Annotated in this window: 24 protein-coding genes; 17 read left to right on the forward strand and 7 right to left on the reverse strand. The window is 74.0% G+C overall.

Features of this window, described 5'->3' with window-relative positions; translation table 11 throughout:
• Position 1 precedes the first annotated feature (1 nt).
• Positions 2 to 1,858, reverse strand: coding sequence for a PP2C family protein-serine/threonine phosphatase (locus OHB09_RS19730; protein WP_328922315.1), 1,857 nt, complete (start codon positions 1,856 to 1,858; stop codon positions 2 to 4).
• 131 nt (positions 1,859 to 1,989) lie between these two features.
• On the opposite strand from OHB09_RS19730, the gene OHB09_RS19735 reads away from it, so the two are divergent.
• From OHB09_RS19735 to OHB09_RS19755, 5 genes are all read left to right on the forward strand, one after another.
• Entirely contained in the window at positions 1,990 to 3,444 is a 1,455-nt protein-coding gene (locus OHB09_RS19735; RefSeq protein WP_328922316.1) for an NAD(P)H-hydrate dehydratase, read from the forward strand.
• A 106-nt stretch (positions 3,445 to 3,550) separates the two neighbouring features.
• Entirely contained in the window at positions 3,551 to 4,714 is a 1,164-nt protein-coding gene (gene alr / locus OHB09_RS19740) for an alanine racemase (protein ID WP_167792774.1), read from the forward strand.
• Between the two features lie 152 nt (positions 4,715 to 4,866).
• Positions 4,867 to 6,111: an alpha/beta fold hydrolase gene (locus OHB09_RS19745; protein ID WP_006140878.1), complete on the forward strand. Its 1,245-nt coding sequence runs from the start codon at positions 4,867 to 4,869 to the stop codon at positions 6,109 to 6,111.
• Positions 6,077 to 6,634, forward strand: a complete 558-nt coding sequence (tsaE, locus tag OHB09_RS19750; protein ID WP_006140877.1) for a tRNA (adenosine(37)-N6)-threonylcarbamoyltransferase complex ATPase subunit type 1 TsaE — start codon at positions 6,077 to 6,079, stop codon at positions 6,632 to 6,634. The genes OHB09_RS19745 and tsaE overlap by 35 nt, the downstream gene beginning before the upstream one ends.
• A gap of 73 nt (positions 6,635 to 6,707) precedes the next feature.
• Positions 6,708 to 6,908 (forward strand): hypothetical protein, encoded by a 201-nt coding sequence (locus OHB09_RS19755; RefSeq protein WP_006140876.1) that lies wholly within the window; start codon positions 6,708 to 6,710, stop codon positions 6,906 to 6,908.
• On the opposite strand, the gene OHB09_RS19760 is transcribed toward OHB09_RS19755, so the two are convergent.
• Positions 6,902 to 7,465 carry a hypothetical protein gene (locus OHB09_RS19760; RefSeq protein WP_191854532.1) on the reverse strand — a complete coding sequence of 188 codons (564 nt, stop codon included), beginning with the start codon at positions 7,463 to 7,465 and terminating at the stop codon, positions 6,902 to 6,904. The genes OHB09_RS19755 and OHB09_RS19760 overlap by 7 nt on opposite strands.
• A 124-nt stretch (positions 7,466 to 7,589) precedes the next feature.
• Here OHB09_RS19760 and tsaB point away from each other — a divergent pair, with 124 nt between their 5' ends.
• The 4 genes from tsaB (at position 7,590) to OHB09_RS19780 (ending at position 10,278) form a co-directional block, all read left to right on the forward strand.
• Positions 7,590 to 8,252, forward strand: a complete 663-nt coding sequence (gene tsaB, locus OHB09_RS19765) for a tRNA (adenosine(37)-N6)-threonylcarbamoyltransferase complex dimerization subunit type 1 TsaB (RefSeq protein ID WP_040895589.1) — start codon at positions 7,590 to 7,592, stop codon at positions 8,250 to 8,252.
• A 71-nt stretch (positions 8,253 to 8,323) separates the two neighbouring features.
• Positions 8,324 to 8,881: a ribosomal protein S18-alanine N-acetyltransferase gene (rimI, locus tag OHB09_RS19770; RefSeq protein WP_234527812.1), complete on the forward strand. Its 558-nt coding sequence runs from the start codon at positions 8,324 to 8,326 to the stop codon at positions 8,879 to 8,881.
• Positions 8,874 to 9,998 (forward strand): tRNA (adenosine(37)-N6)-threonylcarbamoyltransferase complex transferase subunit TsaD, encoded by a 1,125-nt coding sequence (gene tsaD, locus OHB09_RS19775; RefSeq protein ID WP_006140872.1) that lies wholly within the window; start codon positions 8,874 to 8,876, stop codon positions 9,996 to 9,998. The genes rimI and tsaD overlap by 8 nt, the downstream gene beginning before the upstream one ends.
• Positions 9,999 to 10,026: 28 nt before the next feature.
• A complete protein-coding gene (locus tag OHB09_RS19780; protein WP_006140871.1) occupies positions 10,027 to 10,278 on the forward strand; it encodes a hypothetical protein in 252 nt (83 codons plus the stop codon).
• 36 nt (positions 10,279 to 10,314) lie between these two features.
• On the opposite strand, the gene OHB09_RS19785 is transcribed toward OHB09_RS19780, so the two are convergent.
• On the reverse strand, positions 10,315 to 11,502 hold the full coding sequence (locus OHB09_RS19785) for a class I SAM-dependent methyltransferase (RefSeq protein ID WP_093593823.1): 1,188 nt from the start codon (positions 11,500 to 11,502) through the stop codon (positions 10,315 to 10,317).
• Positions 11,503 to 11,624: 122 nt separating this feature from the next.
• Here OHB09_RS19785 and OHB09_RS19790 point away from each other — a divergent pair, with 122 nt between their 5' ends.
• From OHB09_RS19790 to OHB09_RS19805, 4 genes are all read left to right on the forward strand, one after another.
• Positions 11,625 to 12,596 carry a polysaccharide deacetylase family protein gene (locus OHB09_RS19790; protein WP_191890227.1) on the forward strand — a complete coding sequence of 324 codons (972 nt, stop codon included), beginning with the start codon at positions 11,625 to 11,627 and terminating at the stop codon, positions 12,594 to 12,596.
• A 261-nt stretch (positions 12,597 to 12,857) separates the two neighbouring features.
• Entirely contained in the window at positions 12,858 to 13,166 is a 309-nt protein-coding gene (groES, locus tag OHB09_RS19795) for a co-chaperone GroES (protein WP_009190181.1), read from the forward strand.
• Between the two features lie 118 nt (positions 13,167 to 13,284).
• The gene (groL, locus tag OHB09_RS19800; protein WP_006140867.1) at positions 13,285 to 14,910 is read left to right on the forward strand and encodes a chaperonin GroEL; all 1,626 of its coding nucleotides are present in this window, start codon (positions 13,285 to 13,287) and stop codon (positions 14,908 to 14,910) included.
• A gap of 141 nt (positions 14,911 to 15,051) precedes the next feature.
• A complete protein-coding gene (locus tag OHB09_RS19805) occupies positions 15,052 to 16,503 on the forward strand; it encodes a hypothetical protein (protein ID WP_319118447.1) in 1,452 nt (483 codons plus the stop codon).
• A 41-nt stretch (positions 16,504 to 16,544) separates the two neighbouring features.
• On the opposite strand, the gene OHB09_RS19810 is transcribed toward OHB09_RS19805, so the two are convergent.
• The 3 genes from OHB09_RS19810 to OHB09_RS19820 form a co-directional block, all read right to left on the reverse strand.
• Positions 16,545 to 18,269 (reverse strand): hypothetical protein, encoded by a 1,725-nt coding sequence (locus tag OHB09_RS19810; protein ID WP_328922317.1) that lies wholly within the window; start codon positions 18,267 to 18,269, stop codon positions 16,545 to 16,547.
• A gap of 233 nt (positions 18,270 to 18,502) precedes the next feature.
• Complete coding sequence (locus OHB09_RS19815; protein ID WP_093593835.1) at positions 18,503 to 19,276, reverse strand: SDR family NAD(P)-dependent oxidoreductase; 774 nt, start codon at positions 19,274 to 19,276, stop codon at positions 18,503 to 18,505.
• 301 nt (positions 19,277 to 19,577) lie between these two features.
• Positions 19,578 to 20,252 (reverse strand): MOSC domain-containing protein, encoded by a 675-nt coding sequence (locus OHB09_RS19820; protein ID WP_191854527.1) that lies wholly within the window; start codon positions 20,250 to 20,252, stop codon positions 19,578 to 19,580.
• 80 nt (positions 20,253 to 20,332) lie between these two features.
• On the opposite strand from OHB09_RS19820, the gene OHB09_RS19825 reads away from it, so the two are divergent.
• Entirely contained in the window at positions 20,333 to 21,256 is a 924-nt protein-coding gene (locus OHB09_RS19825) for a LysR family transcriptional regulator (protein WP_167792782.1), read from the forward strand.
• 149 nt (positions 21,257 to 21,405) lie between these two features.
• On the opposite strand, the gene OHB09_RS19830 is transcribed toward OHB09_RS19825, so the two are convergent.
• Positions 21,406 to 21,801, reverse strand: a complete 396-nt coding sequence (locus OHB09_RS19830) for a WhiB family transcriptional regulator (RefSeq protein WP_050811224.1) — start codon at positions 21,799 to 21,801, stop codon at positions 21,406 to 21,408.
• Between the two features lie 454 nt (positions 21,802 to 22,255).
• Between OHB09_RS19830 and OHB09_RS19835 the strand changes: the two genes are divergently transcribed.
• The 3 genes from OHB09_RS19835 (at position 22,256) to guaB (ending at position 25,430) form a co-directional block, all read left to right on the forward strand.
• Positions 22,256 to 22,867, forward strand: coding sequence for a response regulator transcription factor (locus tag OHB09_RS19835; protein WP_003948568.1), 612 nt, complete (start codon positions 22,256 to 22,258; stop codon positions 22,865 to 22,867).
• 256 nt (positions 22,868 to 23,123) lie between these two features.
• The gene (locus tag OHB09_RS19840) at positions 23,124 to 23,699 is read left to right on the forward strand and encodes a sigma-70 family RNA polymerase sigma factor (RefSeq protein WP_006140858.1); all 576 of its coding nucleotides are present in this window, start codon (positions 23,124 to 23,126) and stop codon (positions 23,697 to 23,699) included.
• Between the two features lie 228 nt (positions 23,700 to 23,927).
• Complete coding sequence (guaB, locus tag OHB09_RS19845; protein WP_006140857.1) at positions 23,928 to 25,430, forward strand: IMP dehydrogenase; 1,503 nt, start codon at positions 23,928 to 23,930, stop codon at positions 25,428 to 25,430.
• Positions 25,431 to 25,564: the final 134 nt, after the last annotated feature.

Genomic DNA, 25,564 nt, shown 5'->3' on the forward strand with positions numbered 1-25,564 from the left:
GTCAGGCGCCCGGCTCCACCCGCCGGAACGCCAGCACCGTCGCGTCGTCCTCCGCGTCCGGCGCCATGAGGGCGTCGACGAGGCCGCGCGCGAAGGCGTCGAGGGCCGCGCCGCCCGGCGGGATGCCGGCTCCGGTGCCGCCGCGCACCGCCCGCAGCAGACGGCAGGCGTCCCGGTCCAGGTCGGAGCCGCGGCGCTCGATCAGGCCGTCCGAGTACAGCAGCACCACGTCACCGGGGCGCAGCGGCGTCTCGGCGGCCGTGTAGGGCGTGCCGGGCAGCACGCCCAGCGGCAGTCCCGGGCCCTCCGGCGGGGGGTCGAGGAAGCGGACCCCGCCCCGGCGCACCAGGAGCGGCGGCGGATGGCCCGCGCAGGTCCAGCGCAGCAGCCCCCGGTCGGAGCAGTAGTGGGCGATGACCGAGGTGGCCGTCGACTCCTCGCCGTCGTCGCAGGCCAGCAGGTTCAGCCAGCCGGTCAGCCGTTCCACGCTCTCCCCGGTGAAGGCCAGCCCCGCGAGCGCGTACCGCAGCTTGGCCATCAGGGTGACGGCGTCGGGCCCGTGCCCCCGCGCGTCCCCGAGCGCGACCAGCACCCGGCCGGTCGGCAGGACGCGGGTCTTGTACCAGTCGCCGCCCACCCGGGCCGCGTGCCCCGCGGGGCGGTACACGACCGCCGCCTCCAGGCCGTGCCGGGCGAGTTCCGGCGGGAAGCCGGGAAGCACCGCCTCCCGCAGCCGTTCGGCCACTTCGGCGACCGCCTCCGCCCGCTCGCGCTGCGCCCGCGCCTCGCGCAGGGCCCGCTGGGCGGACTCGCGGGCGCGCACGTCGGCGGTCACGTCGCGGCAGACCGCGCGCACGGTCCGAACCGGCGCGCTCCCGGCGCGCACCGGTTCGGCGAGGAAGCGGAGCACGCGCGCGTTGTGCGCGTCCGGCCCGAGGCGCAGTTCGAGGTCGATGTGGTCCCGTTCGCCCAGCAGCGCGTCGTGCAGCGCCCGGTACAGCTGCTCCCGGGGCTCCGGCAGCACCATGCGGCCGAGTCCGGGCAGGTCCGGCAGCGGCGCCGGGGCGGGCAGCCCCAGCAACGCGCGCAGCCCGGCCTCCTCGACGGTCCCCCGGGCAAGGTCCCACTCCGCCCAGGCGACCCGCGCGAGCTGCTGCGCCGCCCGGGCCATCCGCGCCCGGGCCGGCTCCCCGCGCTCCCAGGTGAGGAGCAGCAGCTCCCCGGCGGGGGCCACGTGGACCTCGACGCGGGAGCGCACCGCTCGGCCGTCCGGGGCGTGGTGCGGCCACTCGGCGGGCTCGGGGCCCTGCGGCCGTCCCGTCCGGCGCGCCGCGTCGAGCAGACGTGGCACGGGCGTGGCCGCGAGGGCGGGGAACCACTCGAACAGCGGGACGGCCTCGCCCCACGAGCCCTCCGCGGGCGCGGCGGAGGCGGCCGCCGTGGGCGGCGGCGGTGCCGGCCGGGAGGAGCGCGAGGACGCCGAGGCGGCGACCAGGGGGAAGCGCCGTCCGGCGTCCTCCCACGCGGCCGTGTTGTGCGCCAGACAGTGGTACTCCGCCCCCGCACCCCGTGCGTCCGGCAGCGCGCGCACCACCACGGCGGCGAGCGGCACGGCCTTCAGCAGCTCCCGGGCCGAGAGGGCGGACGCGGACGGCTCGGGGGCCGTACGCGGCCGCCGGGACGGCTTCCCCGGAGGGGCCTTCGGAGGCGGTGCGGGGGCCTCGGAGCCCGCCTCGGCGTACCGCTCGATCCGGAAGCGCTGCTCGGCCAGCAGCAACTCCAGGGCCTGGAGCCACCGCTCGCCGTCGTCGTCGCCGCCGTCGCCGCCGTCATTGTCGGTATCGCCCTCGACGGTCATCCGCCCGCTCCTCCCCTCACCCTTCTCCGCGCCGCCCGACCCTCCCTTCGATGCTCCGCGACCCGCGGGCGACGGGCCAGTCGGAGCGCACCCCGCGTGATGCCGGGCGCACACGGGGCAGACTCGGTGCCATGCGAACCGCGTACAGCGTCGACACCGTCAGGACCGCCGAGCGCGCGCTCATGGAGCGGCTCCCGGACGGCACCCTCATGCAACGCGCCGCCGCCGGACTCGCGACGGCCTGCGCCCAGCTCCTCGGCCGGGTGTACGGCGCCCGCGTCGTCCTCCTCGTCGGCAGCGGCGACAACGGCGGCGACGCCCTGTACGCCGGCGCCCGGCTCGCCGCGCGCGGGGCCGGGGTCACCGCCGTCCTGCTGTCCCCCGAGCGCGTCCACCCCGGTGGCCTCGCCGCCCTGCGCCGGGCCGGCGGCACCACGGCGGCCCCGGAGGACGCCGGGCCGCCGCTGCGCCGGGCCCGCCTCGTCGTCGACGGCATCGTCGGCATCGGCGGCCGGGGCGGCCTGCGGCCGAAGGCGGCCCGGCTCGCGGAACTCGTGGCCGAGGGGGACGCGGCCGTCGTCGCCGTGGACCTGCCGAGCGGCGTCGAGGCCGACACGGGGGAGGTGCGCGGGCCCGCGATCCGCGCCGACCTCACGGTCACCTTCGGCACCCACAAACCGGCGCACCTGATCGACCCCGCGCGGGAGTACGCCGGATCCGTGCGCCTCGTCGACATCGGGCTCGGCCCGGAGCTGCCACGGACGCCCGTGCTGGAGTCCCCGCAGCACGCCGAGATCGCGGCGCTCCTGCCCGTGCCGGGCGCGGAGAGCGACAAGTACCGGCGGGGCGTCGTCGGCATCGCCGCCGGGTCCGCGCGCTACCCCGGGGCGGCCGTGCTGGCGGTGGCCGGGGCGCTGCGCGGCGGCGCCGGGGCGGTCCGGTACGTGGGGGCGGCGGGGGAGGCGGTTCTCGCCCGCTTCCCGGAGACGCTGGTCTCCGACCGGGGGCCCGCGAAGGCGGGGCGCGTGCAGGCCTGGGTGGTCGGGCCGGGCGCGGGGGAGGACGCGAGCCCGGTGGCGGAGGTCCTCGCGGCCGAGGTCCCCGTGCTGCTCGACGCCGACGGGCTGCGCCTGGCCGAGCGGGACGCGGTCCGCGCGCGCACCGCGCCCACCCTCCTGACCCCGCACGCCGGTGAGGCCGCCGCCCTGCTAAGCGTCTCCCGGGAGGAGGTCGAGGGCGCCCGGCTGACGGCGGTGCGCGAACTGGCGGCCCGGTACCGGGCGACGGTCCTGCTCAAGGGGTCGACGACGCTGGTCGCGGGGGAGCCGGGGGAGCCGGGGGAGCCGGAGGCGCCGGTGCGGGTGAACGCGACGGGGACGCCCTGGCTCGCCACCGCGGGCAGCGGCGACGTCCTGTCCGGCCTCGCGGGCAGCCTGCTCGCGGCCGGCCTCTCCGCGCGCGACGCGGGCAGCACCGCCGCCCACCTGCACGGCCTCGCCGGCCGGCTCGCCGCGCGGGGCGCCCCGGTCGGCGCCCACGACGTGGCCGAGGCGATCCCGCGGGCGTGGCGCTCGGTGGGGGAGTGAAACGGGGGCGCGCGGTTGGGCTCGCGCTCCCGGGGGCGGTGGCGCGGGCTCCGCCCGCCCCGCCGCAATCCACCCACCCCATCCGCTTTGAGACACTGACCCCACGATGAAGACCAGTGAAGCCGCCCCCCTCCGGGCCCGCGCGGAGATCGACCTCGCGGCGCTCCGCGCCAACGTCCGTGCCCTGCGCGCCCACGCCCCCGGCGCCCAGCTCATGGCGGTCGTGAAGGCCGACGCCTACGGCCACGGCGCCCTCCCCTGCGCCCGCGCCGCCCTCGCCGCCGGCGCCCGCTGGCTCGGCACCGCGACCCCCGAGGAGGCGCTCGCCCTGCGTGCCGCGGGCATCCCGGGTCGCATCATGTGCTGGCTGTGGACCCCGGGCGGGCCCTGGCGGGAGGCCGTCGAGGCCGATCTCGACCTGGGCGTCAGCGGCCTGTGGGCGCTGCGCGAGGTCACCGCCGCCGCCCGCGCCGCGGGTGTTCCCGCCCGCGTCCAGCTCAAGGCCGACACCGGCCTCGGCCGCAACGGCTGCTCGCCCGCCGACTGGCCGGAACTGGTCGCCGAGGCGCTGCGCGCGGAGGCGGCCGGCCTGCTCCGGATCACCGGACTGTGGTCGCACCTCGCCTGCGCCGACGAACCGGGGCACCCCTCCGTCGTCCCCCAGCTCGCCCGCTTCCGCGAAATGGTCGGCTACGCCGAGGAGCGGGGGGTGCGCCCCGAGGTGCGGCACATCGCCAATTCGCCGGCCGCGCTGACCCTCCCCGACAGCCACTTCGACCTGGTCCGCACCGGCATCGCGATGTACGGCCTCTCGCCCAGCCCCGAGCTGGGCGCCCCGGCCGACTTCGGGCTGCGCCCGGTGATGACGCTGGCCGCCTCCCTTGCCCTGGTCAAGCACGTCCCCGGCGGCCACGGCGTCAGCTACGGCCACCACTACGTCACCCCGGGCGACACCACTCTCGGCCTGGTCCCCCTCGGCTACGCGGACGGCATCCCGCGCCATGCCTCCGGCGCGGGCCCCGTCCTCGTCGGCGGCAAGTGGCGCACGGTCGCCGGACGCGTGGCCATGGACCAGTTCGTGGTGGACCTCGGCGGCGACGAGCCCCCGGTCGGCTCCGAGGCGGTGCTGTTCGGGCCGGGCGACCGGGGCGAGCCCACCGCCGAGGACTGGGCGCAGGCGGCCGGGACCATCGCGTACGAAATCGTGACCCGGATCGGAACCCGAGTGCCCCGCGTCCATGTGAATGTGAATGCCGAACGGGAAGCGTGACTCCGACCGGGTGACACGCACGACCGGGCGGGACCGAGCCGGACCGGGCGGGACCGGGTGACTCGACGAGGTGACGGGCGGGGTCGCGCGCCGGAGCGCGCGCGGGGTCGTGCGCGGTACGGCGGACGGCTCCGGACGAGGAGGAACGGGACGTGAGCGAGAGCAGCGCGGACGCCGTGGCGGCCGTGGCGGAGGCGGCCGCCGGGACCCCCGCCGGGGCCGGCAACTGGCGGATGGCCGGACTCGCCGGCGCGGCCGTCGGCGTGATCGCCGCGGGTGCCGCCGCCGGCGTCGCCATAGAGCGGCTCACCGTCGGCCGCGGCATGCGCCGCAAGGCCCGCCTCGCCCTCGACTCCACCGGCCCCTACGGCACCCTGCGCGGCACCCCCGGCACGGCGTTCGCCGAGGACGGCACCGAGCTGTACTACGAGGTGGACGAGCCGGCCCCGGAGGGCGGCCCGGTCCCGCGCCGCCGCCGGCTGTTCGGCCGCCGTACGCCCGCCCCGGTCACCGTCGTCTTCAGCCACGGCTACTGCCTCAACCAGGACTCCTGGCACTTCCAGCGGGCCGCCCTGCGCGGGGTCGTGCGCACCGTCCACTGGGACCAGCGCAGCCACGGCCGCTCCGGGCGCGGGGTCGGCCAGCGGGACGGACGGGTGCCGCTCACCATCGAGCAGCTCGGCCGGGACCTGAAGGCGGTGATCGACGCGGCGGCGCCCGAGGGCCCGCTGGTGCTCGTCGGGCACTCCATGGGCGGCATGACCGTGATGGCGCTGGCCGAGCAGTACCCGGAGCTGGTCCGGGAGCGGGTCGCCGGGGTCGCGCTGGTCGGCACGTCCTCCGGGGGGCTCGGCGAGGTCAACTTCGGGCTGCCGGTCGCGGGCGTCAACGCGGTGCGGCGGATACTTCCCGGGGTGCTGAAGGCGCTGGGGCAGCGCGCCGAGCTGGTCGAACGCGGGCGGCGGGCGACGGCCGACCTCTTCACCGGCATCATCAAGCGGTACTCCTTCGCCACCCGGGACATCGACCCCTCGGTCGCCCGCTTCGCCGAGCGCATGATCGAGAACACGCCGATCGACGTCGTCGCCGAGTTCTATCCGGCGTTCACCGAGCACGACAAGACCGAGGCGCTCGCGCACCTGACGGGGCTGCCGGTGCTGGTGCTGGCCGGTGTCGACGACCTCGTCACGCCGAGCGAGCACAGCGAGGCCATCGCCCGGCTGCTCCCCGAGGCCGAACTGGTGCTCGTGCCGGACGCCGGGCACCTGGTGATGCTGGAGCATCCGGAGCTCGTCACCGACCGCCTGGCCGACCTCCTCGTGCGCGCGGGAGCCGTCCCCGCAGGGGCTACCGTGGGGCCTTATGGAAGCACCAGCAGCAGCGCACGACGCGGGTGAGCCCACGCCGGACACCGGTGCCGCCCCGGACTCCGGCGGCGTCACCGCGGAGCTCACCGTCACCTCCCCCGAACAGATGCGGGAACTCGGCCGCAGGCTCGCGAAACTGGTGCGCGCCGGCGACCTCGTCCTGCTCAGCGGCGAACTCGGGGCCGGCAAGACCACGCTGACCCGGGGGCTCGGCGAGGGCCTCGGGGTGCGCGGGGCGGTCACCTCGCCCACGTTCGTCATCGCCCGCGTGCACCCCTCGCTGACGGCCGGGCCGCCGCTGGTCCACGTCGACGCCTACCGCCTGGGCGGCGGCCTCGACGAGATGGAGGACCTCGACCTGGACGTCTCGCTGCCCGAGTCGGTGGTGGTGGTCGAGTGGGGCGAGGGCAAGGTCGAGGAACTCACGGACACGCGGCTGCACGTGAGCATCCACCGAGCGGTGGGGGACACCGACGACGAGGTGCGACGAGTCTCGCTCGCGGGCCTGGGGGAGCGGTGGGCGAGGGCCGACCTCGGGGCGCTGTCCGCCTGACATTGCGCCGGACGGGCCGGGCTGGTTAGGTATACCTAACCAAGTCCGGCGCCGAGGTGTTCAGGAGGCGTCCATGCGACGGTCCGACCACGAGGAACCGCCCACGCCGCCGGGCGAGGGCGCCGACCTCTCCATGCGGGACCTGCTGGCCGCCTGCGCCGCGGCCCGCGCGATCTCCTCGCCCCCGCCGCGGGGGCCGAGCCCCTCCCGTGAGGGCCGTGAGGGCGGTGGAAGGGGCGATAGCGCCCCTGTGGACCCCGCGCGCTCCTACTGAACGACCACCACGGGACGTCCCACTCCCGCGAACTCCCACATCGCCTCGCCGTCGGCCCGCGCCTCCCGGATGCCGCCCAGCTTCTTGGAGGCGTCCGGCACCGGCGTGGACCCGTCCACCGCCGCGCTGAACCCCACCGGCACCCCGCCCGCCGTCGTGAACAGCACCACGTGCTCGATCGGCACGCCGTCGGAGCCCGTCACCGCCGCCGTCCGCGAGGTGACCGTGTACTTCCCCGGGGCCGGGTCCACCGTCCCCGGCATCACCTCGAACGTGCGGCGCACCTTCCCGCCGGCGCCGACCAGCCACACCCGGTCGTTCCCCAGCGCGTACACGACCCGCTCGCCCGCGCCCGAGCCCTCCGGCACCGCCGCGGCCCGCTTCTTCTTCGCGCCGGGGGTCTTCTGCGCCCCGGCCGCCGGCGAGGGCTTCGCCTTCGTCCCCGGCTTGCCCAGCGTGTCCGGCGCGCTCGCCGACGCCTGGTAGGCGAGGAATCCGACCGCGGCGACGGCCGCCACGGTGAGCCCGGCCACGAATCCCGAGCTGCTCCTAGCCACCTGTCTCCACCTCTCCGGTAGTACGACTTTCCACCGGCCGTACCTGCTCGCTGTGACGGTAGCAGCAGCCGTGTGCCGCACCGGCTCGCCGGTGCGGCGGGCTCCGGCGCCGTAGGCTGTTCGCGTGCTCTTGCTCGCTCTGGATACCGCCACCCCCGCCGTGACCGTCGCGCTGCACGACGGCACGTCCGTCCTCGCCTCCTCGAACCAGGTGGACGCCCGCCGGCACGGGGAGCTGCTGCTGCCCGCCGTCGACCGGGTCCTCGCCGAGGCGGGCACCCGGCTGGACGCCGTCACCGGCGTCGTCGTGGGCGTCGGCCCCGGCCCCTACACGGGGCTGCGCGTGGGCCTGATGACCGCCGACACCTTCGGGCTCGCGCTCGGCGTCCCGGTGCACGGCCTGTGCACCCTCGACGCCCTCGCCTACGAGGCCGCCGGCACGGACCTCGGCGGCCCCTTCGTCGTGGCCACCGACGCCCGGCGCAAGGAGGTCTACTGGGCGCGGTACGAGGACCCGCGCACCCGGGTCACCGAGCCGGCCGTCGACCGTCCCGCCGACCTCGCGGAGGCGGTCGCCGGACTGCCCGCCGTCGGCGCGGGCGCCGCCCTCTACCCGGACGCATTCCCGGACGTGCGGGGCCCCGAGCACGTGTCGGCCGCCGCGCTGGCCGCCCTCGCGGCGGAGCGGCTGGCCGCGGGCGCGGAACTGCTGCCGCCCCGCCCCCTCTACCTGCGCCGCCCCGACGCGCAGGTGCCCAAGAACTACAAGGTGGTCACCCCCAAGTGACCCGGCCCGAGACACCCGGCACCCCCGAGGGCGCCGGCACCCCCGAGTCCCCCGCGCCCGTCCTGCGCGAGATGCGCTGGTGGGACATCGACCCCGTGCTGGACCTGGAACGCGACCTGTTCCCCGAGGACGCCTGGTCGCGCGGCATGTTCTGGTCCGAGCTCGCCCACTCGCGCGGCCCGGAGGCGACCCGCCGCTACTACGTCGCCCTCGCCGGGGACCGCATCGTCGGCTACGCGGGCCTCGCCGCCCAGGGCGACCAGGGCGACGTGCAGACCATCGCCGTCGCCCGCGACCAGTGGGGCACCGGACTCGGCGGCCGGCTGCTGACCGGACTGCTGCGGGCCGCCACCGCCTTCGAGTGCGGCGAGGTCCTGCTCGAGTGCCGCGTCGACAACGTGCGCGCGCAGAAGCTGTACGAGCGCTTCGGCTTCGAGGCCATCGGCTTCCGGCGCGGCTACTACCAGCCGGGCAACGTGGACGCCGTCGTGATGCGCCTGACGGACCCGGCCACCGCGGTGGCCGACCCGGCGCCCCCGCCCGCACCGGAAGCGGAACCCCCCTCCGGCCTTCCCTCAGGACCAGGCCGTCCCTCAGGACCAGTACAAGGAACCGACCTCCATGGCTGACTCAGCTGCCGCCCGACGCGAGGAGCCCCTCGTCCTCGGCATCGAGACCTCCTGCGACGAGACCGGCGTCGGCATCGTGCGCGGCACCACCCTGCTCGCCGACGCCGTCGCCTCCAGCGTCGACGAGCACGCCCGCTTCGGCGGCGTGGTCCCCGAGGTCGCCTCCCGCGCCCATCTGGAGGCCATGGTCCCGACCATCGAACGGGCCCTGAAGGAGGCCGGGGTCACCGCCCGTGACCTCGACGGCATCGCCGTCACCGCCGGCCCCGGGCTGGCCGGGGCGCTGCTGGTCGGCGTCTCGGCGGCGAAGGCCTACGCCTACGCGCTGGGCAAGCCGCTCTACGGCGTCAACCACCTCGCCTCGCACATCTGCGTGGACCAGCTCGAACACGGTCCGCTGCCCGAGCCGACGATGGCGCTGCTCGTGTCCGGCGGCCACTCCTCGCTGCTGCTCTCCTCGGACATCACCTCCGACGTGCGGCCGATGGGCGCCACCATCGACGACGCGGCGGGCGAGGCCTTCGACAAGGTCGCCCGGGTGCTCAACCTCGGCTTCCCCGGCGGCCCCGTCATCGACCGCTACGCCCGCGAGGGCGACCCGTCGGCCATCGCCTTCCCGCGCGGACTGACCGGCCCCCGCGACGCCCCCTACGACTTCTCCTTCTCCGGCCTCAAGACGGCCGTGGCCCGCTGGATCGAGGCGAAGCGCGCGGCGGGCGAGGAGGTGCCGGTGCGGGACGTGGCGGCCTCCTTCCAGGAAGCAGTGGTGGACGTGCTCACCCGCAAGGCCGTCCGGGTCTGCAAGGACGAGGGCGTCGACCATCTGATGATCGGTGGTGGCGTCGCCGCCAACTCCCGGCTGCGCGCGCTCGCCCAGGAGCGCTGCGAGGCGGCCGGCATCCGGCTGCGCGTGCCGCGCCCCAAGCTGTGCACGGACAACGGGGCGATGGTCGCCGCCCTGGGCGCCGAGATGGTGGCCCGCAACCGTGCCGCCTCGGCGTGGGACCTCTCGGCGGACTCCTCCCTGCCGGTCACCGAGTCCCACGTGCCCGGCCACGGACACCACGAGGGGCACGACCACGTGCACGAGGTCAGCAAGGAGAACCTGTACTCGTGAAGGGAAACGTGGAGGGAGACCCGTACTCATGACCGTCGCGCTGATGTGGGAGGCCCGGGCGGTCGCCGGCCGCGGCGAGGAACTGCTGGCATGGGCGGGGGCGCATGAGCTGACCCCCGCGCCGCTGCGTCGCGAGACCTTCCGCGCCCCACAGGACAGGGTCCTCGTCATCACCTGGTGGGACGCCCCCTACGACGAGCCCGGCCTGCCCGAACTGCCGGAGCCGGGCGAGGGCCTGGTGACCCGCCCGGTGCACCGGTGGCGGTTCGAACAGGTGTAGTGCCGGGCGGTCCGGGGACGCGGCCCGGGCCCGCCCTCAGGGCGCGGGGTGCCCCAGCAGCATCACGGGCGTGTCCTCCCGCCGGGTCAGGAACACCGTCACCGCGGCGCGGCCGTACGGCTTCGGCAGCACCTTGCGCCGCAGTTCCTCCGGCTCCACCGCCGAGCCGCGCTTCTTGACGGTCAGGACGCCGACCTCCCGGTCGCGCAGCAGCGCCTTCAGCCGCTTGACGTTGAAGGGGAGTTCGTCGGTGATCTCGTAGCGGCTCGCGAACGGCGTGGGCAGGGGCGCGTCGGCGGTGACGTACGCGATCCTCGCGTCGAGGAGCCCGCCGCCGACCTCCTCGGCCACCTCGGCGACCAGATGGGCCCGGATGACGGCGCCGTCCGGCTCGTAGAGGTAGCGGCCCAGGGGACGGACCGGCGGGTCGGGGAGGCCGCGCCCGCGCAGGGTGTGCCCGGCGGGCAGCAGCGTGGAGCGGACGAGGCCGGGCTCGGTGCCGAACCACAGCACCGCCTCCTTCACGTCCCCGCCGTCGGAGATCCACTCCGCCTCCGCCTCCTGCGGCACCGCCTCGTGGGGGATGCCGGGCGCGACCTTCAGCGCGGCGAAGGGGGCGGCGCGGGCGGCGGTCACCGCCCAGGAGAGCGGCGGCGAGTACGCCTCCGGGTCGAAGACCCGCCCCCCGCCCGCCCGGCCGCCGGTGCGCCGCGCCGGGTCCACGAACACGGCCTCGTAGCCGGAGGTGTCGACCTCGGTGACGTCCGCCTCGCGCACCTCGATCAGTCCCGCGAGCCCGAGCGCCTCGGCGTTGGCCCGCGCCACCGCCGCGGTGAGCGGGTCCCGGTCCACCGCCAGGACCCGGATGCCCGCGCGGGCGAGCGCGAGGGCGTCGCCGCCGATGCCGCAGCACAGGTCGGCGACGGAGGTGACGCCCAGTGCGCGCAGCCGCCGGGCGCGGTGCTCGGCCACCGTGGCGCGGGTCGACTGCTCGACGCCGTTCGGGGTGAAGAACATCCGCTCGGCGTCGGCGGCCGGGAACTTCGCCGCCGCCCGCTGCCGCAGCCGGGCCTGGGCGAGGGCCGCGGACACCAGCTCGGCGGGGTGCGTGCGGCGCAGCCGGGTGGCGACGGCCAGCTCCCGCGCCGGGTCGGTGCCGCGCACCTCGTCGAGGAGGGCGCGGCCCTCCGTGGTGAGCAGGGCGGCGAAGGAGGCGTCGTTCACCTGGCCATTGTGGTCCAGTGTCGGCCAGTCGGTGGACGATGACCGGCCGGTCGGTGGACGGTGACCGGCGGGTCGCGGTGTCGGGCGGGAGCGGGGGCGGGTGACTGCGAGGATCCGGCGCCATGCGACTCGTACGACAAAACGATGAATATCGCGCAAGGGGTGTGAAAGCCGCGCGAGGGGCGTGCGGGGCCGCGCCGGCGGCGGTGCGTGGAGCTCTCGCGCTGCTCGCGGCGGCCGCACTGGCCTCCGGATGCTCCGCCGCACCCCCGTCCTCCGGCACACCCGGCGCACAGGACGCACAGGGCGGCACCCGGGAACTCGAGGCGCCCCCGGCGCGCGCTCTGGACTCCTACGCCTCCAGGCTGCGCGCCGCGCACCACGCGCGAGTCGCCGCGGCGAAGCGCTGGGGCCTGAAGGGCGTACCCCTCACGGCCCCTCCGCCCCCGGCGAGGAAACCGGTCATCACCACCCGCGAGGGCTTCGAGGTCGAGGACGGCGAGGACCTGCCGCCGGTTTTCACCACCGTCCCCACCGAGGACCGGGTCGTCTTCCTCACCATCGACGACGGCGCCGAGAAGGACCCCGACTTCCTCAGGATGATGAGCGAACTGAAGGTCCCCTACACGGCGTTCCTCAGCAACTACCTGGTCAAGGACGACTACGGCTACTTCCGCCGGATGCGGGACCTGGGCGCGGGCGTGGACAACCACACCCTCCACCACCCCTACCTGCCGGGGCTGTCGTACGAGGAGCAGCGGCACGAGATCTGCGCCATGCAGGACATCATGCGCGAGCAGTTCGGCAAGCGCCCCCGGATGCTGCGCCCGCCCTACGGCAACTACAACCGGGACACCCTGGTCGCGGCGAAGTCCTGCGGCGTCAAGTACGCGCCGATCTGGAACGAGGAGGTCTACGTCGACCACTGGGAGTACCGCGAGGACGACCGCAGCCTGCACCCCGGGGACATCGTCCTCACCCACTTCCGCGGCAAGGACGAGTGGGACGGCACGATGGTCGACGACATGCGCCGCTTCCTGAACAAGGTCACGGCCGAGGGCTACGCGGTGGCCCGCCTGGAGGACTACCTGTGAGAGCGCCGGGCGCCCGGCCGAAGGACCTTTCCAGGTCGCCGCGCGCCCGGCCGGCGGCGCCCCGATTCCGACACAGCGGCACAGCGAACTGGCACTCCGCTTGACCGAGTGCTAATCGCAGTCATAGTCTCGGCTCTGGCACTCCCCACAGGAGAGTGCCAACAACGCGACGGGCAGGTCCGGCACCCGCGACGACGGATCGACCTGGTCGCCACCTCAGACAGTTAACCCCGTGAGATCTCCGAAGGGGGAGGTCGGATCGTGACGACCGCCAGCTCCAAGGTTGCCATCAAGCCGCTCGAGGACCGCATTGTGGTCCAGCCGCTGGACGCCGAGCAGACCACGGCCTCTGGCCTGGTCATCCCGGACACCGCCAAGGAGAAGCCCCAGGAGGGCGTCGTCCTGGCCGTGGGCCCGGGCCGCTTCGAGGACGGCAACCGCCTTCCGCTCGACGTCAAGGTCGGCGACGTCGTGCTCTACAGCAAGTACGGCGGCACCGAGGTGAAGTACAACAACGAGGAGTACCTCGTCCTCTCGGCCCGCGACGTGCTCGCGATCATCGAGAAGTAATTCACCTCAGCACTCGTGCTGTGAGCTGCGCCCCTGGCCCCCCGCGACCTACCAGTAGCCGGGCGTCCGGGGCGCAGTGCCTTTTTCACCCAGATTTCGAAAGAGGGCTCACGCTCCCATGGCGAAGATCCTGAAGTTCGACGAGGACGCCCGTCGCGCCCTCGAGCGCGGCGTCAACAAGCTTGCCGACACGGTGAAGGTGACGATCGGCCCCAAGGGCCGCAACGTCGTCATCGACAAGAAGTTCGGCGCTCCCACCATCACCAACGACGGTGTCACCATCGCCCGCGAGGTCGAGGTCGAGGACCCGTACGAGAACCTCGGTGCCCAGCTCGTGAAGGAGGTGGCGACCAAGACCAACGACATCGCGGGTGACGGTACGACCACCGCCACCGTGCTGGCCCAGGCGCTGGTCCGCGAGGGCCTGCGCAACGTCGCCGCCGGTGCCTCCCCGGCCGCCCTCAAGAAGGGCATCGACGCCGCCGTCAAGGCCGTCTCCGAGGAGCTGCTCGCCACCGCGCGGCCGATCGACGAGAAGTCCGACATCGCCGCGGTCGCCGGACTGTCCGCCCAGGACAGCCAGGTCGGCGAGCTCATCGCCGAGGCGATGGACAAGGTCGGCAAGGACGGTGTCATCACCGTCGAGGAGTCCAACACCTTCGGTCTGGAGCTGGACTTCACCGAGGGCATGGCCTTCGACAAGGGCTACCTGTCGCCGTACTTCGTGACGGACCAGGAGCGCATGGAGGCCGTCCTCGAGGACCCGTACATCCTCATCCACCAGGGCAAGATCTCCTCCATCGCGGACATGCTGCCGCTGCTCGAGAAGATCATCCAGACCAACTCCTCGAAGCCGCTGCTGATCATCGCCGAGGACGTCGAGGGCGAGGCCCTGTCGACGCTGGTCGTCAACAAGATCCGCGGCACCTTCAACGCCGTCGCGGTGAAGGCCCCCGGCTTCGGCGACCGCCGCAAGGCGATGCTCGGCGACATGGCCACCCTCACCGGTGCCACCGTCATCGCCGAGGAGGTCGGCCTCAAGCTCGACCAGGTCGGCCTGGAGGTACTGGGCACCGCCCGGCGCGTCACGGTCACCAAGGACGACACCACCCTCGTCGACGGCGGCGGCAACAGCGCCGACGTCCAGGGCCGCGTCGCCCAGATCAAGGCCGAGATCGAGACCACGGACTCCGACTGGGACCGCGAGAAGCTCCAGGAGCGCCTCGCGAAGCTGGCCGGCGGCGTGTGCGTGATCAAGGTCGGCGCCGCCACCGAGGTGGAGCTCAAGGAGAAGAAGCACCGTCTGGAGGACGCCATCTCCGCGACCCGCGCCGCGGTCGAGGAGGGCATCGTCTCCGGTGGTGGCTCCGCGCTCGTCCACGCGGTCAAGGTCCTCGAGGGCAACCTCGGCAAGGAGGGCGACGAGGCCACCGGTGTCGCCGTCGTCCGCCGCGCCGCCGTCGAGCCGCTGCGCTGGATCGCCGAGAACGCCGGCCTCGAGGGCTACGTCATCACCGCCAAGGTGGCCGAGCTCGACAAGGGTCAGGGCTTCAACGCCGCGACCGGCGAGTACGGCGACCTGGTCAAGGCCGGCGTCATCGACCCGGTCAAGGTCACCCGCTCCGCCCTGGAGAACGCCGCCTCCATCGCCTCCCTCCTCCTGACGACCGAGACCCTCGTCGTCGAGAAGAAGGAAGAGGAAGAGCCGGCCGCCGCGGGCCACAGCCACGGCCACTCCCACTGAGCACGGCCCGCTGAACGACGCACAGGCCCCGCGCCCCGGAAAGGGGGCGCGGGGCCTTGTCGTGCCCGGGGCGCGACAAGGCCCGCTGTCAGTGCCGTACGCCATGCTGCGGGGCAGACGACGCCAAGCGGGAGGGGCATCATGCGCACACCGGTGAGCGGTGAGGTTCACGTCACCTACTGGCAGCTCTACGTCGAGAGCGGTCCGGGAGGCGCCGTCCCGGGCGTCGCCGACGCGTTCGCGGGCCAGACGGTGGGCCTCTGCGGGGCGGCCGTGCCCGGTGCCCTCCACCTGACCACAGGTTTGCACTCGGGCCGTGTCGGCTTCACCGTCGAAATCCACGACGAGCCTCCCGCCCTGGACCCGGTCTGGGAAGACGTCGTGGAGGTCTCGTTCCGCCCGGTCTCCGGTCGCACCCATCTCGAGCAGTGGGCGGGCACGGCTTCATGGCCACTGGACCTGGCCATGACGGACCACCGGGTGCGTTACTGCGCCCGGGGGATGGACGCCGGACGCGACCTGGACACCAGGTCTGACGAGGACCCGCAGGTGGACAGCTACCTCCTGCAGTTCTGGCCGGCCCCGCCCGCTCCGGACCGCGTGATCCGTCAAACCTCCCGCAGTGCCGCGCGCGACCACGAGTACGCGCGTCGGCTCCCCCCGCCCCCCACCCCCGAGGAACGCGCCGAGGCCGAACGCCTGGCCCGCGAGGCGGAGGAACGGGCGGCCGAGGAGCGGCGGTTGCACCGGGAGGCGTGGCAGTGGGGCGGTCGGCTGCCGAGCGAGGAACTGCGCGCGCTGGGCGTCCACACCTGGAGCCTGCTCCGTTTCGACCCCGACCTGGTGCACACGCTGGGCGCCGCCACCGCCGGGACCCGGCGCGGAGTGGCACTGCTCGCCGCCCGCCGGGCCTGTGAGACGGCGGGTCTGACGAACGTGCCCTGGGTCGCCGAGGCGCTCACCGCGGCGGAGGAAGGTGCCCCGTTGCCCCCACCGTTCCACTACAGCACTTTGATGGCGGAAACCCTTCGCTCCGATCCGCGCGTCCCGGAGCGTTCGGTACGCGGGGCCGTACCGCCCGAGCGCCCCCCGTACGAACCCCTGGCCTCGCCGGCCGAACCCGGGTGGAGGTGGATCCCCGCGGAGGGGTCGGACACTCCCGAAGAGCCGGAACCGTCCCAGCCCTCCCCGGTGGCCGGGCCGGCACGGCAAGGGCTCGGCAAGTACCTGGGGAAACTGGTCCCCCCGCCGCCGCAGCCGCAGTCGGGTGTCGGCCGTGGCACCGCCCCGCCGTCGGAAATGCCGCAGTCGGGGACGCTGATTCCGGCCGCACCGAAGACGGCGTACGCGGTGGGTGTGCTGGAGGTGGTGGACTCGACCCCCGATCGTCCCCGCGGCCGTATCTCACAACCGCACTTCGCCTCTCCCGCCTTACCGGCCGCCGTCCACCCCGATCCGCTGCGCGCCGCCCTGGACGCGGTGTGCGCGGCGGTCGAGACCTACGGAGAGCACTACCCGGAGCTGCTGGCGGAGATACGCGCGTTCTGCGCCGCGGCGGACGAGCCGGGGAACGAGCCGGGGGAGCGGCCGTAGGACGCGGGGTGGCGGGGTTGGGCGCGGTCCGGGCCCGGTTCTCAGAGCAGCGCTCCCAGTGACAGCACCCGGGGCGAGAGCTGTCCGCGGAGCCGGTTCGCGTCCGGGGCGGTCTCGCCCTCGGTGAGCCAGTCCGCCGCGAGCAGGCGTTCGAGGTGCGGTCCGGTCTCCTCCGGTGGCACTCCGCAGAATCTGGCGGCCTCGGACAGGTCGAGGCCGTCGTCCTCGGCGCCTCCGAGGCGGCCGTCGGGGCGGATGTGGGCGGCGGTGTACAGCGCGAGGAGCCGGGGCGCGGCGCCCGCCTTCTTCTTGCGCAGCTTGCGGTCGCCCACCACCTTCTGGGCCCAGCCGGACAGTCGCGCACGGCTGACCTTGCCGAAGGAGAACGGGCGGGGCGCGGTCGGCAGCAGCGTCGGGACGGTGATCTGGGCGGGGTCCTCGGACCGGGCGACCAGCGCGTCGGCCACGGTGACCGTGTCGGGCAGCCGCATCCAGCCCGAGTCGACGAGCCGCTGGAGCACCCACTCGGCGTCCCCCTGCAGCCAACCGGTGAAGTCCTGCCCGGTGACGTTCCCGAGGCCGGCGCGCGCGGCCCGCAGGGTGAGCATGAACACCGCGAGCCGCACCTCGGGTTCGGGATGCGGGGCGCGGTCCCGGACGTGCGCCAGCACCGTACGGGCGTGCACGGCCTGGGCGCGGCTCAGCAGCCGCTCGACCGCGGGGCCGCCCTCGCCCGCGGGCACGCCGACACGGTTCTCGTTCATCTCGCGGGCGGCCCGCGCGGCCTTCTCCGCCCGCGCGGCCTCCTCGCGCAGCGTGTGGTCGCCGGTGACGTCGGCCCACAGGGCGAACGCGCGGGCCTTGCGGTCGTGGAGGCCGGCGAGGAGGGCGAGATCGGGCTCGGGATCGCGCTGGTACGCGCGGAACGCGTCGCCGAGTTCGATGAGTTCGAGTCGCAGCACGTCGGGCTGGAGGTCGTACGGCACGATGCGCTGCGCGATCTTCCCCCACTGCCTCGACCGCTGAGCCGCCGCGCGTGGCGAGCCCGCGCGGGCACCGGGCACCGGGGCCGTCCTCCCCCCGGCTCCCGGCTTCGGCACGGGCCGGGGCTGAGGGAAGGGAGCAGGCGGCGCCCCCGGACCGTCCGCCGGTGCCCCGCCGTCCGAGAAGAGGGCGACCACCGGCTCCCGTCCCCGCTCACCCGCGGCCGCCAGGGCCGGAGCCGACGGTGCCGCCGACGGCGGCGGGGCGGCCGTGTCCAGCACCCGGCAACCCTGCGTGGCCGCCGCACAGCGCGCGCACACCTCGGCGATCCGCCACAGCCGCCCCGCCCGGTCACCGAACACCGTCAGGACGACGGACCCCCCGCACCGCCCCGTGCCCGAGACCTGCCGGGTTCCCGCGCGCCGTCCCGTGAGGATCTCGGGGGAGTGCCAGGCGCAGTCGGCGGCCCGGCACCCGCACCACGCCTCACCGCGCGGCCCGCCGCCCGCGCGGATCCCGGCGAGATGCACATTGACGTGCGCGACCGCGGCCTTGCGGCCCTCAGGGGCACCGGGCAGCCGCTGCTCACCGCAGCCCGGGGAGGAACAACTGAGCCGGACCGCGCCCGAGGAGGGACCACCGAACGGGTCCAGCCGCACGGTCCACACCCGTCCCGGCACCCGCTCCCGCGGCGCCCCGGCCCCCGCCGCCGTACCGCCCGTCCTCCCCGCACCGGAGCCGTCGAAGAACAACCCGTCCCGGCCACCGCTGTCCCCGCTCACGCGATGCCGCCCTCTCCCCTTGCACGCCGCCTACGCCGTCCACGCATCCCACGTTCACCGTGGTCACGAGGACGCTACGCCGCACCGATACAGGACAGGGCCCCTGCCCACCGGCAGATCACACGTTCGGGTGAAGACCCGGCACGCGGCGGGGGCAGGGGGAGGGGGGCAGCGCGCGGGCAGCGCCTTGCGGCTCAACGCCGGGGAGTGCTCCCGGGGTTCACCACTCGTCCCTACTGCGGTCCGTACTTCCGTCCCGTCCGGGAGGTGATCGTGCCGAGCAGGGGGCGGGGGGCCAGTTTGGCCAGGCCCAGGAGGGTCTTGTAGCGGGGGTCGGGGATGGACAGCGACTTGCCGCGGGCCAGGTCCGCCAGGCCCGCCGCGACCACCTTGTCCGCGTCGAGCCACATCCAGCCGGGGATGTTGCCCGTGCCCATGCCGGCCCGCTCGTGGAACTCGGTGCGGGTGAAGCCGGGGCACAGCACCATGAGGCGTACCCCGGTGCCCGCGAGGTCCTTCGCCGCGCCCTGGGTGAACTGGACGATCCACGCCTTGGACGCCCCGTACGTACCGCGCGGGACGAACGCGGCGACCGAGGCCACGTTGACGACGCCGCCCCGTCCGCGCTCCCGCATGGCCTCGGACGCGGCCGAGGTGAGCCGCAGCACGGCCTCGCAGTGCACCTTGAGCATGCGCAGCTCGTCGGCCATCGGCACGTCGAGGTAGCGGCCCTTGTTGCCGAAGCCGGCGTTGTTGATCAGCAGGTCGACCGGGTGCGTACGGTCGCCGAGGCGGGCGACGACGGCGTCGATGCCGGCGTCCGTGGCGAGGTCCGCGGTGAGCACCTCGACCTCGACGCCGTGGCGGTCGTGCAGTTCGGTCGCCTGCTCGCGCAGGCGCGCGGTGTCCCGGGCGACGAGGACGAGGCTGTGGCCGTCGGCCCCGAGCCGCCGCGCGAAGGCGGAACCGATGCCGGAGGTCGATCCCGTGATCAGAGCGGTAGTCATGCGCCAAGGCTAGGGGGTGTTTTTCGGTCGGGACGCCGCCGAGGGACGGCACCCCGCGGCCCACCCGCCGGCCCGCCCGGCCAGCCCGGCCGGCGGGACGGGCGGGACGGCCCGGCGATCCCGGACGGTCCGCGAGCGGCACCTGCCTGGGGCCGACATCGACATCGGTGCCTGTGCCGGTACCCATGACCGGGCCGGCCCCGTCATCCCCCGCCGTCCCGCCGTCCCGCCGTCCCGCCGTCCCGGCGCCCGGCGTCACGTCGCACGTCGCCTCGCCGTCACGTCGCACGTCGCCCCGGCGTCACGCCGGCGCGGCCCCGCGCAGCCGTGCCAATTTCTCGCGCACCTCGGTGTGCAGCGCCTCCCCGGCCGGCGCGAGCCGCGGCAGCAGTTCGCGTTGCGTCGTCGTGGCCCGGAACTCCATCGTCGTCGTCACCCCGTGCCCCGGCCTCCGTACGATCTCCACCGCGTCACCGGCCCGAACGGTCCCCTCCTCGAGGACGCGCAGATACGCCCCCGTGAGCCCCGCCTCCGAGAAGCGCTTCACCCAGCCCCGCTCCCCGAGGTGGCCCTGGAAGGTGCGGCACGGGATGCGGCCGGAGGTCACCTCCAGCAGCGGCCCGCCCTCGCCCCCGACGCGCCACCGCTCACCTATCTCGGCGTGCGAGAGGTCCAGGCCCTCCGTCGTCAGGTTCTCGCCGAACTCCCCGTCGCGCAGCGGGCGTCCCAGCACGCGCTCCCATTCGTCCAGGTCCTCCCGCGCGTAGGCGTACACCGCCTGGTCGTTCCCGCCGTGGTGCCGCCGGTCGCACACCGCGTCCCCGGCCAGCCCGCTGCCCCCGACGCCCTTGGGGCCCGGGGCCGTCACCCGCACCGGCCCCTCCGCCGGCCTCTTGTCGATGCCCGTCAGCCCCTCGGGCTGCGTGGTGTACGGCACGGCGAGGGGGCGTCCCACGTTCACGCTGAGAACCTTCATGGCCGCAGGGTAATGGCGGCTCTCTCAAAGTTTCCGCGCATTTTTCGCCGTGCCATCCAAGAAAGCCTTATATTCGTGGGGTGATAGAAGCCCGTCATCTCCGCGTGCTGCGCGCCGTGGCCGCCACCGGCTCCTTCTCTGCGGCGGGGCGCCGGCTCGGCTGCACCCAGCCCGCCGTCAGCCAGCAGATGAAGGCGCTGGAGGCCTCGGTCGGCACGCCGCTCCTCGTGCGCGGCGGCCGGGAGATACGCCTGACCCAGGCCGGCGAGGCCCTCGTCCGGCACGCCTCGGGCATCCTCGCCGGACTCACGGCCGCGGAGGAGGAGATCGCCGCCATCGCGGGGCTGCGCGCCGGCCGGGTGCGCCTGGTCTCCTTCCCCAGCGGCAGTTCCACGCTGGTGCCCACCGCCCTCGCCGCCCTGCGTGCCGCGCATCCGGGGACCCGGGTCTCCCTGGAGGAGGCCGAGCCGCCGCGGTCGGTCGAACTGCTGCGCGCGGGCGACTGCGACGTGGCCCTCGCGTTCCGCTACGCGGGCGCGAGCGGCGCGGAGGAATGGGACGACCTGGTGGTGCGCCCCCTGCTCGCCGACCGGCTCGTGGCGCTGGTGCCCGAGCGTCACCGGTTGGCCGGGGCCGGTTCCCTCGCCATCGGCGACCTCGCCGAGGAGCCGTGGATCGCGGGCTGCCCCCGCTGCCGCGGACAGCTCGTCGAGGTGTGCCGCGCCGCCGGCTTCACCCCGCGCATAGATTTCGCGACCGACGACTACCCGGCCGTGGTCGGCCTGGTCGGCGCGGGCCTCGGCGTGGCCGTCCTGCCGCAGCTCGCGGTCGAGTCCGTACGCCCCCGGGGCGCACGCACGGTGACGCTGGAGCCCGAGGTGCGGCGCGAGGTCGTCGCGCTCACCCTGCCCGATCTGGCGCAGGTTCCGGCGGTGAAGGCCACGCTGCGGGAACTGTCCCGCGCGGCCGGTCACCGTCGGGCGGCCACCGACGAGGAGGACTGAGGGGCCGCCGGAGGCGCGCGCGTCACCGTCCGGCGGGTTGCCGTTCCCTATATCGCTACTCGGTGATGCGAAACGCCGACGTATCGGTATCGGCGATGTCGGCAGTATCGGCAGTATCGGAAGAAACGTTCCTTCAACTGTTCGAGAAACTAATGGTGAGAAAAGCCGGAGTGCGAGGCGCCCGAGTGCGGGACGCCGTCGTGCGAGGGGGGAGAGGCGTGGTCCTCGCCGCGTGAGGAGGCCGGCGCCGCGGCCGACACCAGGCGGTTCCGCGCGCGGCCCATGAGTTCCTCGCGCTCGTCCTCCGTCAGCCCGCCCCACACGCCGTACGGCTCGCGCACGGCCAGCGCGTGAGCCGCGCACTCGGCGCGTACGGGGCACCTCATGCACACCTCCTTGGCCGAGTTCTCACGGGCGCTCCGTGCGGCACCGCGCTCTCCCTCGGGGTGGAAGAAGAGCGAGCTGTCGACCCCGCGGCAGGCCGCGAGGAGCTGCCAGTCCCACAGATCCGCGTTCGGACCGGGAAGGCGGGAGAAATCTGCCATTGCGTGTCCCCTCGTTGCCGTTCTGAGCGGATGTGTGCTCGTGACCGTCCGCACCGTCCGCACCACATCGAGGGCTGTCAGGTCGGTGATGCCCGCGATGCCCATGAGGACGACGTACCACGATCTAAGGAGATGAAAATATGACTCATTGCGAATCTAGCTCCAGACACCAGCAAACGGGAAGAAAAACGGCCGAATGGGGCACGAGGTGTGAGGAAAGTTGAAGGGTCGGCCCCGCATGTCTGCACCGTGTCCGCGCCCTCACGTACAGTGCCGAAGGCGGCTCGCTGCACCGTAACTCTTTCGAGTGACCATCGTTGAGAGTGCGGATGGCGGTCGAAGGAATACGCGCTCGGGCAGGTGCATCCACTGCCCACGAGCGCCGACCGCACCGGTGACGATTCGTACCAGCCTGGAGGCTCAAGGTGACGCGCATCAGCTGCGGAGGGCGGCCATGACATCCGTCCTCGTCTGCGACGACTCCCCGCTTGCCCGAGAGGCGCTCCGCCGCGCGGTCGCGACCGTGCCCGGCGTGGAGCGCGTGACGACCGCGGCCAACGGCGAGGAAGTCCTCCGCCGCTGGGGAGCGGACCGTTCGGACCTTATTCTGATGGACGTACGCATGCCCGGTCTGGGCGGCGTCGAGACCGTGCGCCGGCTGCTGTCGGCGGACCCCGGTGCGCGCATCATCATGCTCACCGTCGCCGAGGACCTGGACGGCGTGGCGCTCGCCGTCGCCGCCGGTGCCCGCGGCTATCTGCACAAGGACGCCTCCCGCGCCGAACTGCGGGCCACCGTCACCCAGGCCCTGGCCGACCCCACCTGGCGGCTCGCCCCCCGCCGGCTGCGTTCCGCCGAGATGGGCGCCGCGCCCACGCTCACCGCGCGTGAGATCCAGGTCCTGGAGGGCATGAGCCACGGCCGCTCCAACGCCGAGATCGGCCGCGAGCTGTTCCTCTCCGAGGACACCGTCAAGACCCACGCCCGGCGGCTGTTCAAGAAGCTCGGCGCCTCGGACCGCGCCCACGCGGTGGCCCTGGGCTTCCGTTGGGGTCTGGTCCGCTAGGTGGACGACCGCGGGGGCACGGGAAACCCCGCCTACCGGCAGGTGGGCGGGGGTGGCACGGGGGTGCGCCGGGCACCCGCCGCCGGTTTCGCCGCGGATGCCGCATCCTTGAGGTGTGGAGTTCCTCGGGGACGAGTCTGTCGAGCGGGAGGGGAGGGCGCAGGACATGGCTTCCGGCGCACCTGCTCATAACGCTTCGGTGCACAAGTACGGGCACGGTGTCACGGAGCCCGCGGCACCAAGGCACCATGGACCGATGCGCGACGACGAGACGACGGTGATCGGTGCTCTCGTACACCGCGCCGTGGACGGCGACGAGCAGGCCACGCACGACCTGCTCGCCCGCGTCCATCCGCTCGCGCTGCGCTACTGCCGCACCCGGCTCTCGCGCCTGCCCGGGGACGCCCGCCACTTCGTGGAGGACCTCGCGCAGGAGGTCTGCGTCGCCGTGCTGCTCGCGCTGCCTCGCTACAAGGACACCGGACGCCCGTTCGAGGCGTTCGTCTTCGCCATCGCCGCGCACAAGGTCGCGGACCTGCAGCGGGCGGCCATGCGCCACCCCGGTTCCACGGCCGTCCCCTCCGACGAGATGCCGGAACGCGCGGACGATTCGCTCGGCCCGGAGGAGCGCGCCCTGCTCAGCAGCGACGCCGCCTGGGCCAAGAAACTCCTCGCCAATCTCCCCCAGAACCAGCGGGAGCTGCTCCTGCTGCGCATCGCGGTGGGCCTGACGGCCGAGGAGACGGGCCAGATGCTGGGGATGTCGCCGGGCGCGGTCAGGGTCGCCCAGCATCGCGCGCTGAGCCGGCTGCGAGCCCTGGCGGAGCAGTAGCCGTAGCAGTGGCAATCGCCGGAGCGGAAGTCCGGCGCGTCACGGCGGAGCGTACGGCGTCCGCCGTGATGCCCCCCACACCTGAACCGGGTGAACGCCCAGGTCACCCGCCGCGTACGAAGGTACGAACATACGAAGGGGGCGGGCGTCCCGTTCGTGGAATGAGGCGACCGTGCTTCCCGTTAGCATGGACATCCGCACCGAGCAAGGCCATATGGGGAAGGTGTCATGACTGCCAACGTCGACGGAGTGCCCGATAAATTCGCGACACTCGGGCTGACCTACGACGACGTGCTGCTGCTGCCGGGCCCGTCGGACATGGCTCCCGACGAGATCGACACCGCCTCGTACGTCTCCAAGAACGTGCGGGTCAACATCCCGCTGCTGTCCGCCGCCATGGACAAGGTGACCGAGTCCCGCATGGCGATCGCGATGGCCCGCCAGGGCGGCGTCGGCGTGCTGCACCGCAACCTGTCCATCGAGGACCAGGCCAACCAGGTCGACCTGGTGAAGCGGTCCGAGTCCGGCATGGTGGCCGACCCGATCACCATCCACCCCGAGGCCACCCTCGCCGAGGCCGACGCGCTGTGCGCCAAGTTCCGCATCAGCGGCGTGCCGGTCACCGACGGCGCGGGCAAGCTGCTCGGCATCGTCACCAACCGCGACATGGCCTTCGAGAACGACCGCTCCCGCCGGGTGAGCGAGGTCATGACGCCGATGCCGCTGGTCACGGGCAAGGTCGGCATCTCCGGTGTGGACGCCATGGAGCTGCTGCGGCGCCACAAGATCGAGAAGCTGCCGCTGGTCGACGACCAGGGCGTCCTCAAGGGCCTCATCACCGTCAAGGACTTCGTCAAGGCGGAGAAGTACCCCAGGGCCGCCAAGGACGGCAAGGGACGGCTGCTGGTCGGTGCCGCGGTGGGTGTCGCCGGGGACGCCTTCGAGCGTGCCCAGGCGCTGATCGAGGCGGGTGTCGACTTCATCGTCGTCGACACCGCGCACGGCCACTCCCGGCTGGTCGGCGACATGGTCGCCAAGATCAAGTCGAACTCCCACGTGGACGTCATCGGCGGCAACATCGCCACCCGCGAGGCCGCCCAGGCACTGATCGACTCCGGCGTCGACGGCATCAAGGTCGGCGTCGGCCCCGGCTCCATCTGTACGACGCGTGTCGTCGCGGGCATCGGCGTCCCCCAGGTCACGGCCATCTACGAGGCCGCGCTCGCCGCCAAGGAGGCCGGTGTCCCGGTCATCGGCGACGGCGGCCTGCAGTACTCCGGCGACATCGCCAAGGCCCTCGTCGCGGGCGCCGACACGGTGATGCTCGGCTCGCTGCTCGCGGGCTGCGAGGAGTCGCCGGGCGAGCTGATGTTCATCAACGGCAAGCAGTTCAAGTCCTACCGGGGCATGGGCTCGCTCGGCGCCATGCAGACCCGCGGCGACCGCAAGTCCTTCTCCAAGGACCGCTACTTCCAGGAGGGCGTCGCCTCCGACGAGCAGCTCGTGCCCGAGGGCATCGAGGGCCAGGTGCCCTACCGGGGTCCGCTCTCCTCGGTGGTCCACCAGCTCGTCGGCGGTCTGCGCCAGTCGATGTTCTACGTCGGTGGCCGCACGGTCCCCGAGCTGCAGAGCAACGGCAAGTTCGTCCGGATCACCTCGGCGGGTCTCAAGGAGTCCCACCCGCACGACATCCAGATGACGGTCGAGGCGCCCAACTACAGCCGCCAGTGAGCCCGCGGGCGGGTTCCCCGCGCGGGTGAGGCAGCCGGAGGGCGGTCCCGGGAGGTCCCGGGGCCGCCCTTTCGTCCACCTGCACGGGGGCGCCCGCGCGGCCGTCGGGGATACTGGAAGGCGCTGCAACGCAA

Origin of the sequence: Streptomyces griseoaurantiacus (genome assembly GCF_036189845.1) — a bacterium.
GTDB lineage: Bacteria > Actinomycetota > Actinomycetes > Streptomycetales > Streptomycetaceae > Streptomyces > Streptomyces griseoaurantiacus.

Bases quoted from the DNA above. Each gene is read 5' to 3' on its own strand.
- OHB09_RS19780 (WP_006140871.1), top strand. From the start codon at position 10,027: ATGACCGTCGCGCTGATGTGGGAGGCCCGGGCGGTCGCCGGCCGCGGC.
- OHB09_RS19835 (WP_003948568.1), top strand. From the start codon at position 22,256: ATGACATCCGTCCTCGTCTGCGACGACTCCCCGCTTGCCCGAGAGGCG.
- OHB09_RS19805 (WP_319118447.1), top strand. From the start codon at position 15,052: ATGCGCACACCGGTGAGCGGTGAGGTTCACGTCACCTACTGGCAGCTC.
- OHB09_RS19755 (WP_006140876.1), top strand. From the start codon at position 6,708: ATGCGACGGTCCGACCACGAGGAACCGCCCACGCCGCCGGGCGAGGGC.
- OHB09_RS19840 (WP_006140858.1), top strand. From the start codon at position 23,124: ATGCGCGACGACGAGACGACGGTGATCGGTGCTCTCGTACACCGCGCC.
- OHB09_RS19790 (WP_191890227.1), top strand. From the start codon at position 11,625: ATGCGACTCGTACGACAAAACGATGAATATCGCGCAAGGGGTGTGAAA.
- groL (WP_006140867.1), top strand. From the start codon at position 13,285: ATGGCGAAGATCCTGAAGTTCGACGAGGACGCCCGTCGCGCCCTCGAG.
- tsaD (WP_006140872.1), top strand. From the start codon at position 8,874: ATGGCTGACTCAGCTGCCGCCCGACGCGAGGAGCCCCTCGTCCTCGGC.
- alr (WP_167792774.1), top strand. From the start codon at position 3,551: ATGAAGACCAGTGAAGCCGCCCCCCTCCGGGCCCGCGCGGAGATCGAC.
- OHB09_RS19735 (WP_328922316.1), top strand. From the start codon at position 1,990: ATGCGAACCGCGTACAGCGTCGACACCGTCAGGACCGCCGAGCGCGCG.
- guaB (WP_006140857.1), top strand. From the start codon at position 23,928: ATGACTGCCAACGTCGACGGAGTGCCCGATAAATTCGCGACACTCGGG.
- tsaE (WP_006140877.1), top strand. From the start codon at position 6,077: ATGGAAGCACCAGCAGCAGCGCACGACGCGGGTGAGCCCACGCCGGAC.
- rimI (WP_234527812.1), top strand. From the start codon at position 8,324: ATGCGCTGGTGGGACATCGACCCCGTGCTGGACCTGGAACGCGACCTG.
- OHB09_RS19730 (WP_328922315.1), bottom strand. From the start codon at position 1,858: ATGACCGTCGAGGGCGATACCGACAATGACGGCGGCGACGGCGGCGAC.
- OHB09_RS19815 (WP_093593835.1), bottom strand. From the start codon at position 19,276: ATGACTACCGCTCTGATCACGGGATCGACCTCCGGCATCGGTTCCGCC.
- OHB09_RS19820 (WP_191854527.1), bottom strand. From the start codon at position 20,252: ATGAAGGTTCTCAGCGTGAACGTGGGACGCCCCCTCGCCGTGCCGTAC.
- OHB09_RS19830 (WP_050811224.1), bottom strand. From the start codon at position 21,801: ATGGCAGATTTCTCCCGCCTTCCCGGTCCGAACGCGGATCTGTGGGAC.